General features: G+C 69.4%; 13 protein-coding genes. 11 read left to right on the top strand and 2 right to left on the bottom strand.

Features of this window, described 5'->3' with window-relative positions:
* Positions 1-55: 55 nt before the first annotated feature.
* Genes AC1IQ6_RS10200 through AC1IQ6_RS10175 form a run of 6 tightly spaced genes read left to right on the top strand, consistent with a single transcriptional unit; the run spans position 56 to position 7527 of the window.
* Entirely contained in the window at positions 56-1906 is a 1851-nt protein-coding gene (locus AC1IQ6_RS10200) for an ABC transporter ATP-binding protein (RefSeq protein ID WP_485866264.1), read from the top strand.
* 43 nt (positions 1907-1949) lie between these two features.
* Positions 1950-3458, top strand: coding sequence for an ABC transporter substrate-binding protein (locus tag AC1IQ6_RS10195; RefSeq protein ID WP_485866263.1), 1509 nt, complete (start codon positions 1950-1952; stop codon positions 3456-3458).
* Positions 3459-3462: 4 nt separating this feature from the next.
* Entirely contained in the window at positions 3463-4386 is a 924-nt protein-coding gene (locus tag AC1IQ6_RS10190; protein ID WP_209165257.1) for an ABC transporter permease, read from the top strand.
* A gap of 19 nt (positions 4387-4405) precedes the next feature.
* Positions 4406-5263 carry an ABC transporter permease gene (locus tag AC1IQ6_RS10185; protein ID WP_102772272.1) on the top strand — a complete coding sequence of 286 codons (858 nt, stop codon included), beginning with the start codon at positions 4406-4408 and terminating at the stop codon, positions 5261-5263.
* Positions 5264-5292: 29 nt separating this feature from the next.
* Positions 5293-7032: a M14 family metallopeptidase gene (locus AC1IQ6_RS10180; RefSeq protein WP_485866262.1), complete on the top strand. Its 1740-nt coding sequence runs from the start codon at positions 5293-5295 to the stop codon at positions 7030-7032.
* A gap of 60 nt (positions 7033-7092) precedes the next feature.
* Positions 7093-7527, top strand: coding sequence for an acetyltransferase (locus tag AC1IQ6_RS10175; protein ID WP_102772274.1), 435 nt, complete (start codon positions 7093-7095; stop codon positions 7525-7527).
* A gap of 95 nt (positions 7528-7622) precedes the next feature.
* Here AC1IQ6_RS10175 and AC1IQ6_RS10170 read toward each other — a convergent pair whose 3' ends face one another.
* Positions 7623-7808 (bottom strand): oxidoreductase-like domain-containing protein, encoded by a 186-nt coding sequence (locus AC1IQ6_RS10170; protein ID WP_485866261.1) that lies wholly within the window; start codon positions 7806-7808, stop codon positions 7623-7625.
* Between the two features lie 29 nt (positions 7809-7837).
* Positions 7838-9361, bottom strand: a complete 1524-nt coding sequence (locus tag AC1IQ6_RS10165; RefSeq protein WP_485866260.1) for a lytic murein transglycosylase — start codon at positions 9359-9361, stop codon at positions 7838-7840.
* 127 nt (positions 9362-9488) lie between these two features.
* On the opposite strand from AC1IQ6_RS10165, the gene AC1IQ6_RS10160 reads away from it, so the two are divergent.
* The 5 genes from AC1IQ6_RS10160 to AC1IQ6_RS10140 all read left to right on the top strand — a co-directional run bounded on the left by AC1IQ6_RS10160 (position 9489) and on the right by AC1IQ6_RS10140 (position 15357).
* Complete coding sequence (locus AC1IQ6_RS10160; RefSeq protein WP_111824723.1) at positions 9489-10424, top strand: LysR family transcriptional regulator; 936 nt, start codon at positions 9489-9491, stop codon at positions 10422-10424.
* A gap of 19 nt (positions 10425-10443) precedes the next feature.
* A complete protein-coding gene (locus AC1IQ6_RS10155) occupies positions 10444-11394 on the top strand; it encodes an adenosine deaminase (protein ID WP_111824722.1) in 951 nt (316 codons plus the stop codon).
* A 132-nt stretch (positions 11395-11526) separates the two neighbouring features.
* Positions 11527-12795: a carboxylesterase family protein gene (locus AC1IQ6_RS10150; protein ID WP_485866259.1), complete on the top strand. Its 1269-nt coding sequence runs from the start codon at positions 11527-11529 to the stop codon at positions 12793-12795.
* Positions 12796-12833: 38 nt separating this feature from the next.
* Positions 12834-13784 carry a Bug family tripartite tricarboxylate transporter substrate binding protein gene (locus AC1IQ6_RS10145; RefSeq protein WP_485866258.1) on the top strand — a complete coding sequence of 317 codons (951 nt, stop codon included), beginning with the start codon at positions 12834-12836 and terminating at the stop codon, positions 13782-13784.
* Positions 13785-13863: 79 nt separating this feature from the next.
* Positions 13864-15357, top strand: a complete 1494-nt coding sequence (locus tag AC1IQ6_RS10140; protein ID WP_102772280.1) for an MFS transporter — start codon at positions 13864-13866, stop codon at positions 15355-15357.
* Positions 15358-15436: the final 79 nt, after the last annotated feature.

The following is a 15436-nucleotide window of genomic DNA, read 5'->3' as shown; positions in this document are numbered from 1 at the left end:
GCCCGGAATAATCTCGGCAAAATGCAGCGCCCGATAAGCGCGAAGGAGGTGCGCCTTGGATAGCCATGCCGCAGCTTGCGCCGCGCTGCTGTCGGTGCGCGGCCTGTCGGTCGATTTCAATACCGCGGACGGCGTCGTGCATGCCGTCGAGAACCTGGACTTCGAACTGCATGGCGGCCGCACGCTGGCCATCGTGGGCGAGTCGGGCTCGGGCAAGTCGGTCACCTCGCTGGCCATCATGCGCCTCGTAGGCTACGCCGGCGGGCGCATCGCCGCCGGCCGCATCCTGTTCCGCGACGGCGCGGGCCACGAACTCGACCTCGCCGCCGCCAGCGACGAGACCATGCGCGCCATCCGCGGCAACGACATCGCCATGATCTTCCAGGAGCCGATGACCTCCTTGAATCCGGTCTTCACCATCGGCGACCAGATCGCCGAGGCCATCGTGCTGCACCAGCGGCTGCCGCGCGCGGCGGCGCGCCAGGCCGCCCGCGGCCTGCTGGAAAAAGTGCGCCTGCCCGATCCGGCGCAGATGCTGGACCGCTATCCCCACCAGCTTTCCGGCGGCATGCGCCAGCGCGCCATGATCGCGATGGCGCTGTCGTGCCAGCCGCGGCTGCTGATCGCCGACGAACCGACCACGGCGCTGGACGTCACCATCCAGGCGCAGATCCTGAATCTGATCCGCGCGTTGCAGCGCGACCTGGACACGGCCGTCATCTTCATCACGCACGACATGGGCGTGGTGGCCGAAATGGCCGACGACGTGGTGGTGATGCTGAGCGGGCGCAAGGTCGAGCAAGGCGCGGTGCGGGAAATCTTCCACGCGCCCAGGCACCCGTACACGCGGTCCCTGCTGGCGGCCGTGCCGCGCCTGGGTAGCCTGCGCGGCCGCGACCTGCCGCTGCGCAAAGCCCATGCGCATTTCGAAGGCGGCGTGCTGCGCCAGCATGGCCAGACGCGCGAGCAGGACACCGCCCGCTATGGCGAGCCGCTGCTGCAAGTGGAGCGGCTGACCACGCGCTTTGACGCAAGCCGCAATGTCTTCGGCCGGGTCACGCGGCGCGTGCATGCCGTGGAACAGGTCAGTTTCGACCTCTATCCCGGCGAGACGCTGGCGCTAGTCGGAGAATCGGGCAGCGGCAAGTCCACCATCGGCAAAACGCTGCAACAGCTGGTGGCGCCGACCTCGGGCGCCGTGCGCTATGGCGGCCGGAACATTTTCTCCCTGGCAGGCGCCGAACGCCGGCGCCTGCGCCAGGAAATCCAGTACATCTTCCAGGACCCCTACGCCTCGCTCGACCCGCGCAAGACGGTGGCCTTCAGCATCGCCGAACCCATCCGTACGCACCGGCTGCTCGCGGGCGAAGACGCCATCGCCCGCCGCGTGGCCGCGCTGCTGGAGCAGGTCGGGCTGGAGTCTCGCCACGCCGGGCGCTATCCGCACGAATTCTCGGGCGGCCAGCGCCAGCGGGTGTGCATCGCGCGCGCCCTGGCCAGCAATCCCCGGCTCATCATCGCCGACGAATCGGTGTCGGCGCTGGACGTGTCGATCCAGGCGCAGATCCTGAACCTGCTGATGGACCTGCAGCAAGACCGCGGCCTGTCCTATCTGTTCATCACGCACGACATGGCGGTGGTGGAACAGGTGAGCCACCGGGTGGCGGTGCTGTACCTGGGCCAGATCGTGGAACTCGGCACGCGCCGCCAGATCTTCGAGTCGCCGCAGCATGCCTACACCCGCAGGCTGCTGGCCGCGGTGCCGGTCGCCGAGCCGGGCCGGCGCCGCGACACCGCGTTGATCGAGGGCGAAATCCCCAGCCCGCTGCGCCGCGTCGGCGACGAGCCCGCCATCGTCCGCCTGGCCGAATTCGCGCCGGGCCATCTCGTCGCCGAGGCCGCCTGAGCAGGCCCCGGCGCCCATGAATTTCGCACCCCTGGAGGCAACCATGCGATTCCTACGCAAACCCTGCTTCGCCGCCGCGCTGGCCCTGGCGCTGGGCGGCGCGCAGGCCGCCGGCACGCTGAACGTCGCGATCAGCCTGGACCCGGGCAGCTGGGACCCCATCGACACCTTCCTGACGGCCTGGGGCTCGGTGGGCGGCAATCTGTATGACGGCCTGACGATGCGCGGCGCCGACCTGACGCTGCAGCCGGGCCTGGCCACCAGCTGGGAATTCCTGGACGACAACCAGCGCCTGCGCTTCAAGCTGCGCACCGGCGTCAAGTTCCATAACGGCGAACCCTTCGACGCCAAGGCCGTGAAGTTCAGCTTCGAACGCCTGCTGGGCGCCGAGGGCCTGAAAGGCCCGCAGAAATCCAACTACGACTCGATCGGCGAAGTCCGGGTCGTTGACGAGCACACCGTCGACTTCGTGCTGAAGCGGCCGGACCCCATCCTGCTGACCAAGCTGGCCGGCTATGGCGCCATGATCGTGCCGCCGCGCTACATCAAGGAAAAAGGCGAAGAGCACTTCAACGCCAACCCGGTGGGCACCGGCCCGTTCAAGTTCGCCGGCTACCGGCCCAAGGTCAGCATCACGCTCGCGCGCAACGATGACTACTGGGGCGGCAAGCCCAGGCTGGACCAGGTGATCTACCGGTTCATCGGCGAACCCGGCACCCAGGTGGCCGAACTGCAGGCCGGGCGCATCGACATCGCCACGCTCATTCCGCTGGGCCTGATCGACACCGTCAAGGGATCGAGCAAGGCTGACGTCATCTCCACGCCCGGCCCGGTGGTGCACGCGCTGCGCTTCAACACCAGAAACGGCATCACCCGCGACCGCGACGTGCGCCGCGCGCTGACCATGGCCGTGGACCGCGACGCCATCGTCAAGCTGCTGTTGCTGGGCCAGGCCCGGACCATCGCCAGTTTCCAGGGGCCCTTGTCGTTCGGCTACAACCCCGAGCAAAAGCCCCTGCCCTTCGATCCCGAGGGCGCCAGGAAGCTGCTGGCCGCGGCGGGCGTGAAGCCGGGCGCCGCCGTGCGGATCGACGTGCGCGGCAACACCTCGAACTTCCGCGAAGTGGCGCAGGCCGTCGCCGGCTACCTGCAGGCGGTGGGCGTGCGCGCCACGATCAAGCCGCACGAAGCCAGCGCGCTGCTCAACGACATCATTCCCAACGGCAAGGCCGGCGAAATGTGGCAAAGCCAGTGGGGCGGCTGGACCTACGACTACGACAACACCGCCTATCTGATGTATCACTCGGGCCAGAAATGGAACCCGTTCGACGACGATCCCAAGCTCAACGCCATGCTGGAGGCGCAACGCACCGTCTATGATCGCAAGCGCCGCGAAGCCATGCTGCAGGAGATCGCCGGCTACGTCGCCGACCAGGCGCTGGACCTGCCGCTGTACAGCCTGAACACCATCGTGGGCGTGAACAAGCGGGTCAGGAACCTGGAGCTGCCCGGCGACATCCGCTTCCGCTTCCTGGAAACCGCCGTGGACTGATCCCATGACCGGATTCATTGTCCAGCGGGTGTTGCAGGCGGTGTTCGTCATCATCGCGGTGACGCTGCTGGTCTCGTACGCGGTGCGCATGACTGGCGATCCAGCGCTGATGCTGAGCGAAGGCGCGGGCGGCGTCACCGAAGAGGACCTGGCCAACATCCGCCAGGCGCTGGGCCTGAACCGCCCGTTCCACGAGCAATACCTGTCCTACATGCAGGGGCTGCTGCGCGGCGACTTCGGGCGCAGCTTCCTGGGCGGTACGCCGGTGGCCAGGCTGATCGGCGAGGCGCTGCCGGCCACGCTGATGCTGGCCTGCGCCTCGCTCGCCGCATCCATCCTGATCTCGCTGCCGCTGGGCATCCAGGCCGCGGTCAGGCGCGGGCGGGCCGCCGACCAGGCCATCCGCATCCTGTCGCTGGTGGGCTTGTCCTTTCCCAATTTCTGGCTGGCGCTGATGCTGGTGCTGCTGCTTTCCATCACGTTTCCGCTGTTGCCGCCGTCCGGCTGGAGCGGCCCGGCCAGCCTGGTGATGCCCGCCCTGACCATGGCCATCATCCTCAGCGCTACCAATATCCGGCTGGTGCGCACCACCATGCTGGACACGCTGTCGGCCCAATACATCATGGTGGCGCGCAGCAAGGGGCTGAAGGAACGCGTGGTGCTGTACAAGCACGCGCTGCGCAACTGCGCGATTCCGCTCATCACCTATCTGGGCCTGCAGTTCGGCGGGCTGATCGGCGGCATCGTGGTCATCGAAATGGTCTTCAACTGGCCCGGCATGGGCACCCTGGCCTTCGACGCCGTGGCCGGCCGCGACTATCCGGTGCTGCAGGGCGCGGTCACGGTGCTGGCCGCCCTCATCGTGCTGGTCAACCTGGTCGTCGACATTGCCTACGGCCTGGTCGACCCTCGCATCCGCGCGCGCTGATCCCGCGCGTCCATCCCGCATGCAGACCCTGTCCACCCCCGCCGCCGCCGAGGGCGCCAGGCCGCGCCTGCGCCTTTCGCTGGAGCTGGCGCTGGGCGTGCTGCTGACCGGCGGGATGGCGGCGCTGGTGCTGGCCTCGGGCTGGCTGTTCCCGGACGGCGGCGCGGCCATGGACCTGACGGCCCGCCTGACCGCGCCGGCCGTCACCGCCGCGCATCCGCTGGGCACCGACCCGCTGGGCCGCGACGTGCTGGCGCGCGTCATCGTCGGCGGTAGAATCTCGCTGCTGGTGGGGTTCGCATCGGTGCTCGGCGGCGCGCTGCTGGGCAGCGTCATGGGCCTGGTCGCGGGCTTCTACCGCGGATTCTGGGACGTGATCGTGATGCGTTGCGCCGACGTGCAGCTGGCGCTGCCGTTCATCCTGGTGGCCATCACGTTCATCGCGATCCTGGGCGGCGGCCTGTCCAACGTCATCGTCTTCATGATCGCGTCGCAATGGGTGCAGTACGCGCGCGTGGTGCGGGCGCAGGTGCTGACGCTGCGGGAGCGGGAGTTCGTGCAGGCCGCGCGCGCCTTCGGCGTGCGCGACCCGGCCATGATGCGGCATCACATCGTGCCCAACGTGCTGGGCCCGCTGGTCATCCTGATGACGCTGAACGTGGCCAACAATATCCTGCTCGAAAGCAGCCTGACGTTTCTCGGGCTGGGGGTGGACCCCATGATTCCCAGCTGGGGCGGTATGCTTGCCGACGGCCGGACCTACATGCAGACGGCCTGGTGGGTCAGCGTGTTTCCCGGACTGGCCATCATGCTGACGGTGCTGGGCCTGAATCTGCTGGGCGACTGGCTGCGCGACCGCCTCGACCCGAAAGGGTGAACCGTCACAGGTTTTAAGGATTTTGAAAGATGCCTTTGCTGGAAAAAACATTCGACCGCACGCTGGACGCCTGGACCCACGCCTACATGGCGCCGGCCTGGCGCGGCGCGACGGTGGAAGGCTGGCTGTTCGAGGGGCCGCAGGCGCGGCTCGCGGCCCAGGCCCGCCTGGCGCAGGCCGGGGTCGCCGCCCGTTTTCGCAGCGCCTACAAACCGCTGCTGCATTTTTTCCTGGAAGAGGTCGAACGCGCCGGGCTGGTTTCGGCCCGCGTGTGCTATCCCGTGCACGAACACGCGCACGCCAGGCGCTTCGCGCTGGAGGCCTATCCGCTGGTCGGCCTGCTCGACGGGGTGCGCGTCACGCTGGAAGCGGGCGCGGATGACCTGCACTACGACGTGGCGCTGGGCTATGCCGACGGCAGCGTGATCGAACAGCGCGTCTACGCGCCGAACCAGCTCGGGCACGCCCCCGACGGCACGCCCGAACTGTCGCCCACGGGCTGGCTGCGGGTGCGCGACGCCGAAGGCGCGCTGCATACCGACGCCGCGCATCTCACCGAATACCAGCAGGTGTTCCGCAGCATCGTGGATACGGTCCGCGCCCGTTCCTGGGGCGCGCACGAACCCTTTTTCGAACGCCTGGAGATCCGCGTGGACCTGCCCGGCATCGAGTACGCGCTGCCGGTGGACGAAGAAATCGTCAGCACTTTCGAGGCGCTGCACGAAGACTTGTATTTTTCGCTGCTGGAATTCTTCCAGCGGCACTCCGGGCGCCCGGCCGGCGACCGCGGCCTGCAGCCCGGCCAGATCGTTCCCGACATCCGCCGCAACGACGGCGCGGCGCGCGTGCGCATGACGCTGGAACCTTTCGCCGCGCTCGCGCCGCTGGTTCCCGCCGCCCCCGCCATGCCGCTGGCGCAGATGCGCGAGCCGCTGTCGGCCGCGCAGATCGCCGGCTGCATGGCCGACCTGGGCGGCGACGCCTTCCAGGCCGTCTCGCGCGAAGGCCGCCCGGTGCTGGGAACCTATCTGCGCGGCCCGGGGCCGGCCGTCTTCATTTCGGGCGCGCAGCACGCCAACGAGACCTCGGGCGTCGTCGGCGCCCTGCGCGCCGCGCAGGCGCTGGCGGCCGCCGGCGACCCGCATTTCGCGCTGATCGCCGCCGAAAATCCCGATGGCTATGCGCTTTTCAACCGCCTGCGCGAACGGCATCCGCGCCACATGCTGCACGCCTCGCGCTACAGCGCGCTGGGCGACGACATCGCGCACCGCGAGAACGCCCCGTTCTTCGAGCGCGAGGGCCGGCACCTGGCGCTGGCCATCAGCGGCGCGCAGCTGCACATCAACCTGCACGGCTATCCGGCCCACGAATGGACCCGTCCGCTATCGGGCTACCTGCCGCGCCATTTCGAGCGCTGGACCATCCCCAAGGGATTTTTCCTGGTCATGCGCCACCATCCGGGCTGGGGCGACCGCGCCCGCCGCCTGGTCGCGGGCGTGACGGCGCGGCTCGCCCGCGACGTAGCCGGCCTGGTCGAGTTCAATGCCCGGCAGCTTGAACGTTTTCAGGCGCACGCGGTCGAAACCGGTTTCGACCTGCATCACGGCATCCCCGTGCAGATCGAGGAAAGCGACCGCGAAGCGGTCCCGCTGACCTTGATTTCGGAGTTTCCGGATGAAACCGTCTATGGCGAGCGCTATGTTTTCGCGCATACTGTACAAATGGAAACCGTCCTGGCGGCCACCGGCCTTTACCGCGCAGGACTTTAGCGGCTACGCGCCGCTCGCGGCCAAGGACCGCAACGGCACCCGACTCTCAATCAATAAGAAATGAATATCCGAGAACGCAATCACGGCGACGATCTGGCCCTGGTGGACATCTGGCTTCGTTCGGTGCGCGCCACGCATACGTTCCTGACGGAAAAAGAGATCCAGGCCATGTACCCGCAGGTGCTCAACACCTACCTGCCGTCCGTGCGGGTATGGGTTTGCGAGGACGACACCGGCGAGGTTGCCGGCTTCATGGGCCTGAACGGCAACAAGGTCGAAATGCTGTTCGTCGACGCCAACAAGCGTGGCAAGGGCGCCGGCCGCCGGCTGCTGAATTTCGCGCGTTCGCTGCACGGCACCCTGCTGGTGGACGTGAACGAACAGAACCCGCAGGCTCACGGCTTCTACAAGCACTACGGTTTCGAAGACGTCGGCCGTTCAGACCATGACGATTCGGGCCGGCCGTTTCCCATCATCCATATGAAACTGGCGTAGGATGGGTGCAGCGCGAGATTCCTTGAACCAGCACTCAATCATCGAACGCGCGAAACCCATCAGGCGGCGAAAGCCGCCGCATCCACCCTCCCCCCTCACCTCGCCGATTTTTCCTCATGCCTGGCGCGCCAGGCCTTGAGCGCTTCGCGGTAGTTGTCCATGGCTTCGTTGTAGACGTCATAGACACAGGGTATGCAGCCGCTGTTGCAGCATTCTTCGGGCGCGGGCGGCTCGGGCGGCACGGGCGGCGGATCGTCGTCGAAAACAGGTTTGGTGCTCATACAGAGATGTTAACGCCGCCGCCCGGACCTTACTGAGGACGCGTGCGGATCGCGACGGGCGGCCAGGTTTCCTTGATCGCGTCGTAAATGCGCTTGCCGACCCGGCCGTCCTGCGGCAGGTTGCGCCGGGCCTGTTCCTCGCGCACGGCGTCGCGCGTCTTGGCGCCCGGAATACCGTCGGCCACGCCCACTTCGTAGCCCAGGCCGTACAGCATTTCCTGCAGCTCCTTGATCTGCGCGCGCGACAGGCCCGGATCGTCGGTCGGCCAGGCCGCGGCCAGGGCCGGGCCGCCTTGCAGGCGGTTGAGCAGCAGCGACACCGCCAGGCCGTAGCGGCGCGACTGGTTGTAGTGCAGGATGGCGTCGAAATTCACGGTGGCCAGGAACACCGGGCCACGGGCGCCGGTGGGCGCGAACAAATAGGCCTGCTGGTCGTTGCCGGCGGCCAGCTTGAGCGCCGAGCCGTCGCTCTGCTTCACGCCGGCCTGCGCCCACTGCGCGATGCTGCGGCGGTCCTGCGACCCCACGTACTCGGCGTCGGGCTCGGGCGCAATGGCGGCCGCGACCTCGGCGGGCACGCGCACCTCGACCACGGCCGGCAGGCCGTGCGTCCATTTGGCGCGGCGCTTGCGCAAATGGTTGGCGGTGGAGGCCAGCGCGTCGGGCAGCGAGTTGTACAGATCGATCTTGCCGTCGCCGTCGCCGTCGGCGGCCAGTTCGTAGAACGAGGTCGGGATGAACTGCGTCATGCCGAAAGCGCCGCTCCAGGAGCCGACGAAGCTGTCGGGCTGCACGGTGCCGTCGCGCAGCAGCCGCACCGAGGCGTAGGCGTTCTTCTCCCACAGCGATTTGTTCTCGGTGCAGGCGCGCGTCAGCCAGGCGTTGAGCACGTCGGTCTTGCCGACCTGGCGGCCGTAGTTGGTCTCGATGCCGAAGATGGCGACCAGCGTGGCCGGGTCCACCTGGTACTGCTGGCCGATGGCGGCGAGCTGCGCGCCGTACTTGGACAGCACCGCCTGGCCGTCCTTGACGCGCTCGTCGTCCACCGTCTTGGCGATGTAGTCCCACCAGGCTTCGCGGCCTTCGGGCTGGCCCTTGGCCGAGGCCACGGTGGTGGGCAGCAGCTTGGCGTTGGCGGTGTACTTGTCCCAGTCCGCCACGGTCAGCCCGTTGGCGGCGGCCCCCTTGCGCAGTTTGGCGATGCAGGCCTTGGTGTCCAGTTCGGTCGGAACGATGACCTGCGGCGCGGCGGGCGCGGCGGCGGCGGGGTTCGCCACGGCGGTGGCGGGCGCGGCGGCGGCCGGCGTGGTTGCGGCCGGCGTGGTTGCGGCCGGCGCGGCTGCGGGCGCGGCCGGCGCGGGCGCGTCGTCGAAGCTGCGCTTGGGCGTCAGCGCGGGCAGCGGCTGGGCCGGCGCCGCCGGCTGCGCGCGCGAGCCGGTGGCCGAGGACGGCGACTGGGCGTGCGCGGCGCCGGCGGCCGCGGCCGCGAACGCCGCGGCGCTCAGCACACGGGCAAAGGTATCGATCCGAAAGCGAATGGAACGCTGGCGCATGGCAATCCTGAAAATTCGAAGTCAGCCCGGATCGTACCGCGATCCGGGCCTGTCCATCGAACGCCGGGCGCGTTGCCAAGCCTGCGGCGACGGAGAATAATCGCCCCATCGCCACCCTGTCCGCGCCATGACACCCTTCCGAGGCAAGCTACGCATCCGGCACCTGGAAATCGTGCTGACCGTCGCCGAATTGGGCAACCTGTCCAAGGCGGCCGCGCAATTGCACAGCACGCAATCGGCCCTGTCGCGCGCCATCGCCGAGATCGAGGAACTGGTGGGCGCGCGGCTGTTCGAGCGCACCGCCAAGGGCACCACCTGCACCGCGCTGGGCGTGGCCATGTGCCGCCACGCCCGCCAGCTGCTCACCGGCCTGCGCAAGGCCGAGACCGACCTCGCCGCCGTGTCGCGCGGCGACGAGGGCAGCCTGACCGTCGGCTGCTTTTCGATGTTCGCCAGCTGGCCCATGGCCGAGGCGGCGCGGGCGTTTCGCGTGGCCTGTCCGCGCATCACGCTCAGCATAGAAATCGGCACGCACGAGCGGCTGATCGAAGACCTGGACGCCGGCGCCATCGACGTGCTGATCAGCCGTTTCTCGTCGGCGGTCAATCCGCAGATCTACCGCTCCATCAACCTGCTCAACGACCCCATCGTGCTGGCCTGCGCCGCCGACCATCCGCTGGCCGGCGCGCCCGAGGCCACGCTGGCCGACTGCGTGGCCTATCCCTGGATCGCCGCCCTGCCCGGCAGCCGCATCCGCGGCGAACTGGAACTGTCGCTGCGCCAGGCTGGGCTGCCGATACCGGATATGATCGGCGTCCTGTCGCTGGAATTCGGCCGCGAGATGCTGCTGGAAGGCCAATATCTGTGGATGCTGCCCGGCAGCGTGGCGGCCGTGCGCCAGGCGCGCGGCGAACTGGTGGTGCTGCCGGCCCGCCCGGCGCTGCGCAAGTCGCCGCTGGCCGCCATCTGGCGCCGCGACCGGCCCAGCACGCGGCAGGCGCGCGCGTTCGCCGCGCAGCTCGAACTCGCCATCGCCGCCGACGGCATCGCGCTGGCGGCCTGAACCTCTGGACCCGGACATCATGCACGAATGGCTCAACGCACTGCCCAAGGCGGAACTGCACCTGCACCTGGAAGGCTCGCTCGAACCCGAGCTGCTGTTCCTTCTGGCCGCGCGCAACGGCGTGGCCCTGCCCTGGCCCGACGTCGAATCCCTGCGCGGCGCATACGACTACGGCAATCTCCAGGAATTCCTGGACCTCTATTACCTGGGCGCGGACGTGCTGCGCACCGCGCAGGACTTCTATGACCTGACCTGGGCCTATCTGCTGAAGTGCCGCGAGCAGAACGTGGTCCACACCGAACCTTTCTTCGATCCCCAGACCCACACCGACCGCGGCGTGCCGCTGGAAGCGGTGCTGGAAGGTATCGGGCAGGCGCTCGAAGACGGCCGCAGGCAGCTCGGCGTCAGCAGCGGGCTGATCCTGAGCTTTCTGCGCCACCTGCCCGAAGCGCAGGCCATGCAGACGCTGGAAGCCGCGCTGCCCTACCGCGACGCCTTCATCGCCGTGGGCCTGGACAGCAGCGAAAAAGGATTCCCGCCGCGCCTGTTCCAGCGCGTGTTCGACCGCGCGCGCGCCGAAGGCCTGCCCGCCGTGGCCCATGCCGGCGAGGAAGGCCCGCCCGAATACATCTGGGAGGCGCTGGACCTGCTCAAGGTGCGGCGCATCGACCACGGCGTGCGCGCCGCCGAAGACCCCAGGCTGATCGCCCGCCTGATCGACGAGCAGATCCCGCTGACCGTCTGCCCGCTGTCGAACATCCGCCTGCGCGTGTTCGAGCACATGCGCCATCACAACATCCTGTCGCTGCTGGACGCGGGCGTGAAGGTGACGGTGAATTCCGACGATCCCGCCTACTTCGGCGGCTACGTGAACGAGAACTTCCACGCCCTGTACGAACACCTGGGCATGACCCGCGGGCAGGCCCAGGCGCTGGCCGACAACAGCCTGGACGCGCGCATCGCCGGGTAGGCGCAGCCGGCCATTCCCGTTTCGCATGGCTTCTTTCAAAACCGGAATGTCCGGTCCGGCCCTTTCCTCCCTACCATAGTCCGGCGGCCCCGGCATCCGCCGCGGCCGATCGACGGACCAAGGAGGCAGGATATGAGTCAAACCGTTCAGGCGGCCCTGCGGGCGGGCACGCTGACCGGCGTACGCGCGGGCGGCGTTTGCCGCTATGGCGCCATTCCTTATGCGCACGCCCCGGTGGGTCCGCTGCGCTTCGCGCCGCCGCAGCCGCCGGCGTGGCGCGGCGATCTGGACGCCACCGGACGCGGCGCGGTCGCGCCGCAGCTGCCCTCGCGCCTGCGCGAGGCCATGGGCGACTTCGACGCCCCCCAATCGGAAGACTGCCTGCACCTCACCGTGTGGACCCCCGCGGCCGACGGCAAGCGGCGTCCCGTGGTGGTGTGGCTGCACGGCGGCGCCTGGCAAAGCGGCGGCGGCGCGCTCGACTGGTACGACGGGTCGCTGCTGGCGCAGCGCGGCGACGTGGTCGTGGTGGCGGTCAATTACCGGCTGGCCGCGCTGGGTTGGCTGTACGTGCCGGGCCAGACCGCCAACGTGGGCCTGCTGGACCAGGAAGCCGCCATTGACTGGGTGCTGGAGAATATCGAGGCCCTGGGCGGCGACCCGCAGCGGCTCACGCTCATGGGGCAGTCGGCCGGCGCTTCCTCGATCTGCGCCATGCTGACGCGCAAGCCTCGCTTCTCGCGCGCCATCCTGCAAAGCGCCGCGCTGGGCCGCGGTTTTCGCAGCGCGCAGCAGGCCGAGGTCCTGGGCCAGGCGTTTCTGCGCGCCGCCGGCGCCGACTCCCTGGAAGCGGCGCGCGCGCTGCCGGTGGCCGCGCTGCTGGCCGCGCAGCAGGCGCCCGAAGTGATGGCGGCCCTGCGCGCCGAAGACAGCAGCCGCAGCCTGTTCGGCCCGGTGGTCGACGGCGATACGCTGCCGCTGGAGATCGCGCCGGCGCTGCGGCGCGCCGCCGCCCGCGCCGACGTGCTGGTCAGCTACACGCGCGACGAAATGGCCGCCTTCCCCGGACACGCAACGGATGCGGCCGGCAAGAAACTGGGCGACGCGCTGTTCGGCGCGCCCTCGCGCCTATGGGCGCAGGACGCCGTCGCCCAGGGCCGCCAGGCCTGGCTGGCCCGCTTCGACGTGGCGCCCACGGCGCGCTTCGGCGCCTGCCACTGCATCGAACTGCCTTTCGTGTTCGACACCCGGCAGGCTTTCGCCGCCGCGCCCATGCTGGCCGGCCTGCCGCCGGCGCAGGCCGAGTCGCTGGCGCGCCGCACGCAGGCGGCCTGGATCGCCTTCATCCGCGGCGAAGCGCCCGACTGGCCGGCGGCCCCGCATCTGCAGGCGCTGGCCTGAGCCGCACGCAATCCACATCAATCAAACAAGGGGAATCCATGTTCAAGCAAACCATGCTGGCGCTGGCGCTCGCGCTGCCCGTGGCCGCCTCGGCCGCCTATCCGGACAAGCCGGTGAAGATCTTCGTGTCCAACCCGCCGGGCGGGCCGGTGGACGTCATGCTGCGCGTGCTGGCCGGCAAGCTGGGCGCCGCCTGGGGACAGCCCGTGGTGGTGGAAAACCGGCCGGGCGCCTCCGGCATCATCAGCACCAATGCGCTGGCCAAGTCCGCGCCCGACGGCTATACGCTGGGCATGGTGGTGGCCTCGTCGGTCACCATCGTGCCGTTCGCGGTCGACAGCCTGCCTTTCGATCCGCAGAAAGACCTGCAGCCGATCTCGCTGGTGGCGCGCACGCCGTTCATCTTCGTCGTGCCCACGGACAGCCCGCTCAAGACCTGGGAGGATTTCGTGCGCGCCAGCAAGGCCCGCAGCCTGAGCCTGGGCTCGTCTTCCATCGGCACGGCGTTCCACCTGGTCTGGGAGCAGACCGCGCGCCGCGCCGGCATCAAGGCCCTGTACGTGCCCTCTTCCTCGTTCGGCAAGACCCAGAACGACCTGATCGGCGGCCAGCTCGACGTGGCCCTGGACGCGCCTTCCAGCGCCAAGGGCCTGATCGACGGCGGCCGCCTGCGCGCGCTGGCCATCACCAGTCCGCAGCGCTTCGCCGGCCTGCCTGGCACGCCGACGCTGGAAGAGTCGGGCATGAAGGGCTACGCGCCGCAGCCGTGGATCGGCCTGATGGCGCCGGCCGGCACGCCCGCCGACCGCGTGGCGCTGATCCAGCGGGCGGTGTCCGGCGTCCTGCAGGAACCCGAGATGAAGGAGCAGATGGAAACGCTGGGCATGATCCCCATCGGCAGCACGCCGCAGGCGCTGGCCGCCACCATAGATTCGGACCGGGCCGAGATGGAGCCGCTCATCAAGGAGCTGGGCATCAAGCTGCAATAACCCGCGGCCGGGCGCGGGCATCACGGAGCGGGACGCGGGTGAAATATAGAATGGCCCGACTCCCACTCCCGCTTCCTCCATGCATCCCGCACGCCGCCGCGCGCTCGTCCTGGCCGTCAACCTGGGCAGCTTCATCACCATCCTCGACATCAGCATCGTCAACGTGGCGCTGCCCACCATGCAGGCCGCGCTGCGCATCGACATGGCCGGCCTGCAATGGGTGGTGGACGCCTACGCCCTGTTCCTGTCCGCCTTCATGCTGTCGGCCGGGCCGCTGGGCGACCGCTACGGCCGCAAGCGTTCGTGGCTGGCGGGCGTGCTGCTGTTCACGGCCGGCTCGGCGCTTTGCGGCATGGCGCAGAACCTCACGGCGCTGCTGATCGGCCGCGCCGTGCAGGGCGTGGCCGGGGCGCTTCTGATCCCGGGCGCGCTGTCGCTGCTGACGCAGGCGTTCCCCGACCCCAGGGAACGCGCGCAGGCCATCGGCGTCTGGGCCTCGTGCAACGCGGTGTCGCTCATCGTCGGCCCCATGCTGGGCGGCGTGCTGGTGGCGCACTTCGACTGGCAAAGCATCTTCCTCATCAATCTGCCGGTGGGCGCGCTGGCCGTCGCGCTGGGCGCCTGGAGCATCGCCGAAAGCGCCCATCCCGAACATGCCGCCTTCGATCCCGCCGGCCAGGCGCTGAGCGTGCTGTGGCTGGGCGCGCTGACCTACGGCCTGATCGCCGCCGGCGAACACGGCTGGGCCGCGCCGCAGGCCGCGGGCGCGCTGGCGCTGGCCGCAGCCGGGCTGCTGGCCTTTCTGTGGGTCGAGCACCGCGTCGCCCGGCCCATCCTGCCGCTGGGGCTGTTTCGCGACCCCGCCTTCGCCATCACCAATGTCGCGTCCTTCGTGCTGGGTTTCTCGGCCTACAGCAGCCTGTTCTTCTTCTCGCTGTATCTGCAGCACGTGCAGGGCCTGTCGCCGCTGGCGGCCGGCTGGCAGCTGGCGCCGCAGTTCGCCGCGGCGGGGCTGGTCTCCATCGTGTTCGGCCGGCTCAACCAGCGCTTCGGCCTGCCGCGGCTGATGGTCGCCGGCTACGTGTTCATCGGCGCGGCCATGCTGGGCATGACGCTGCTGCAGGCGGGCACGCCCTACGCCGTCACCGGGTCGCTGCTGGTGCTGCTGGGGCTGGGCACGGGGCTGGCCGTGCCCTCGACCAGCATGGCGGTGATGGCCAGCGTGCCGCGCGAACGTTCCGGCATGGCCTCGGCCACCATGAACGCGCTGCGCCAGACCGGCATGACCATAGGCATCGCGCTGCTGGGCGCGCTCATGAGCGCGCGCGCGATCGACGCGCTGGCGGCCGCGCTGGCGCGCCGTGGGGTGCCCGGGGCAGAGATCGCCGCGCACGCCGCCGTCACGCGCCACGTCATGCCGGCGCAGCCCGCGGATGCGGCCGCCCTGTTCGGCGACGCGCTGACCGGCGGCTTCCACGCCGCCATGTCCGCCGCCGGCGGCGCCGCGCTGCTGGCGGCGCTGTTGCTCGCGCTTCTGGCGCGCGGTTCGCGCCGCCTGCTGCGCGCCGCCTGAAGCGGGATTCCGGCGCCCGAAATTCCACTCGCCGGAATCAAAACGGCCTGTTTTTAAGCATCCGTAACCAGACGCGACG

Source organism: Achromobacter sp. MUI-25009338 (genome assembly GCF_057359325.1).
This window is presented reverse-complemented; position numbering and strand designations above follow the sequence as displayed.

Coding starts and splice junctions, on each gene's coding strand:
- AC1IQ6_RS10195 (WP_485866263.1), top strand. CDS start 1,950: ATGCGATTCCTACGCAAACCCTGCTTCGCCGCCGCGCTGGCCCTGGCG.
- AC1IQ6_RS10180 (WP_485866262.1), top strand. CDS start 5,293: ATGCCTTTGCTGGAAAAAACATTCGACCGCACGCTGGACGCCTGGACC.
- AC1IQ6_RS10150 (WP_485866259.1), top strand. CDS start 11,527: ATGAGTCAAACCGTTCAGGCGGCCCTGCGGGCGGGCACGCTGACCGGC.
- AC1IQ6_RS10155 (WP_111824722.1), top strand. CDS start 10,444: ATGCACGAATGGCTCAACGCACTGCCCAAGGCGGAACTGCACCTGCAC.
- AC1IQ6_RS10190 (WP_209165257.1), top strand. CDS start 3,463: ATGACCGGATTCATTGTCCAGCGGGTGTTGCAGGCGGTGTTCGTCATC.
- AC1IQ6_RS10175 (WP_102772274.1), top strand. CDS start 7,093: ATGAATATCCGAGAACGCAATCACGGCGACGATCTGGCCCTGGTGGAC.
- AC1IQ6_RS10165 (WP_485866260.1), bottom strand. CDS start 9,361: ATGCGCCAGCGTTCCATTCGCTTTCGGATCGATACCTTTGCCCGTGTG.
- AC1IQ6_RS10145 (WP_485866258.1), top strand. CDS start 12,834: ATGTTCAAGCAAACCATGCTGGCGCTGGCGCTCGCGCTGCCCGTGGCC.
- AC1IQ6_RS10170 (WP_485866261.1), bottom strand. CDS start 7,808: ATGAGCACCAAACCTGTTTTCGACGACGATCCGCCGCCCGTGCCGCCC.
- AC1IQ6_RS10160 (WP_111824723.1), top strand. CDS start 9,489: ATGACACCCTTCCGAGGCAAGCTACGCATCCGGCACCTGGAAATCGTG.
- AC1IQ6_RS10185 (WP_102772272.1), top strand. CDS start 4,406: ATGCAGACCCTGTCCACCCCCGCCGCCGCCGAGGGCGCCAGGCCGCGC.
- AC1IQ6_RS10140 (WP_102772280.1), top strand. CDS start 13,864: ATGCATCCCGCACGCCGCCGCGCGCTCGTCCTGGCCGTCAACCTGGGC.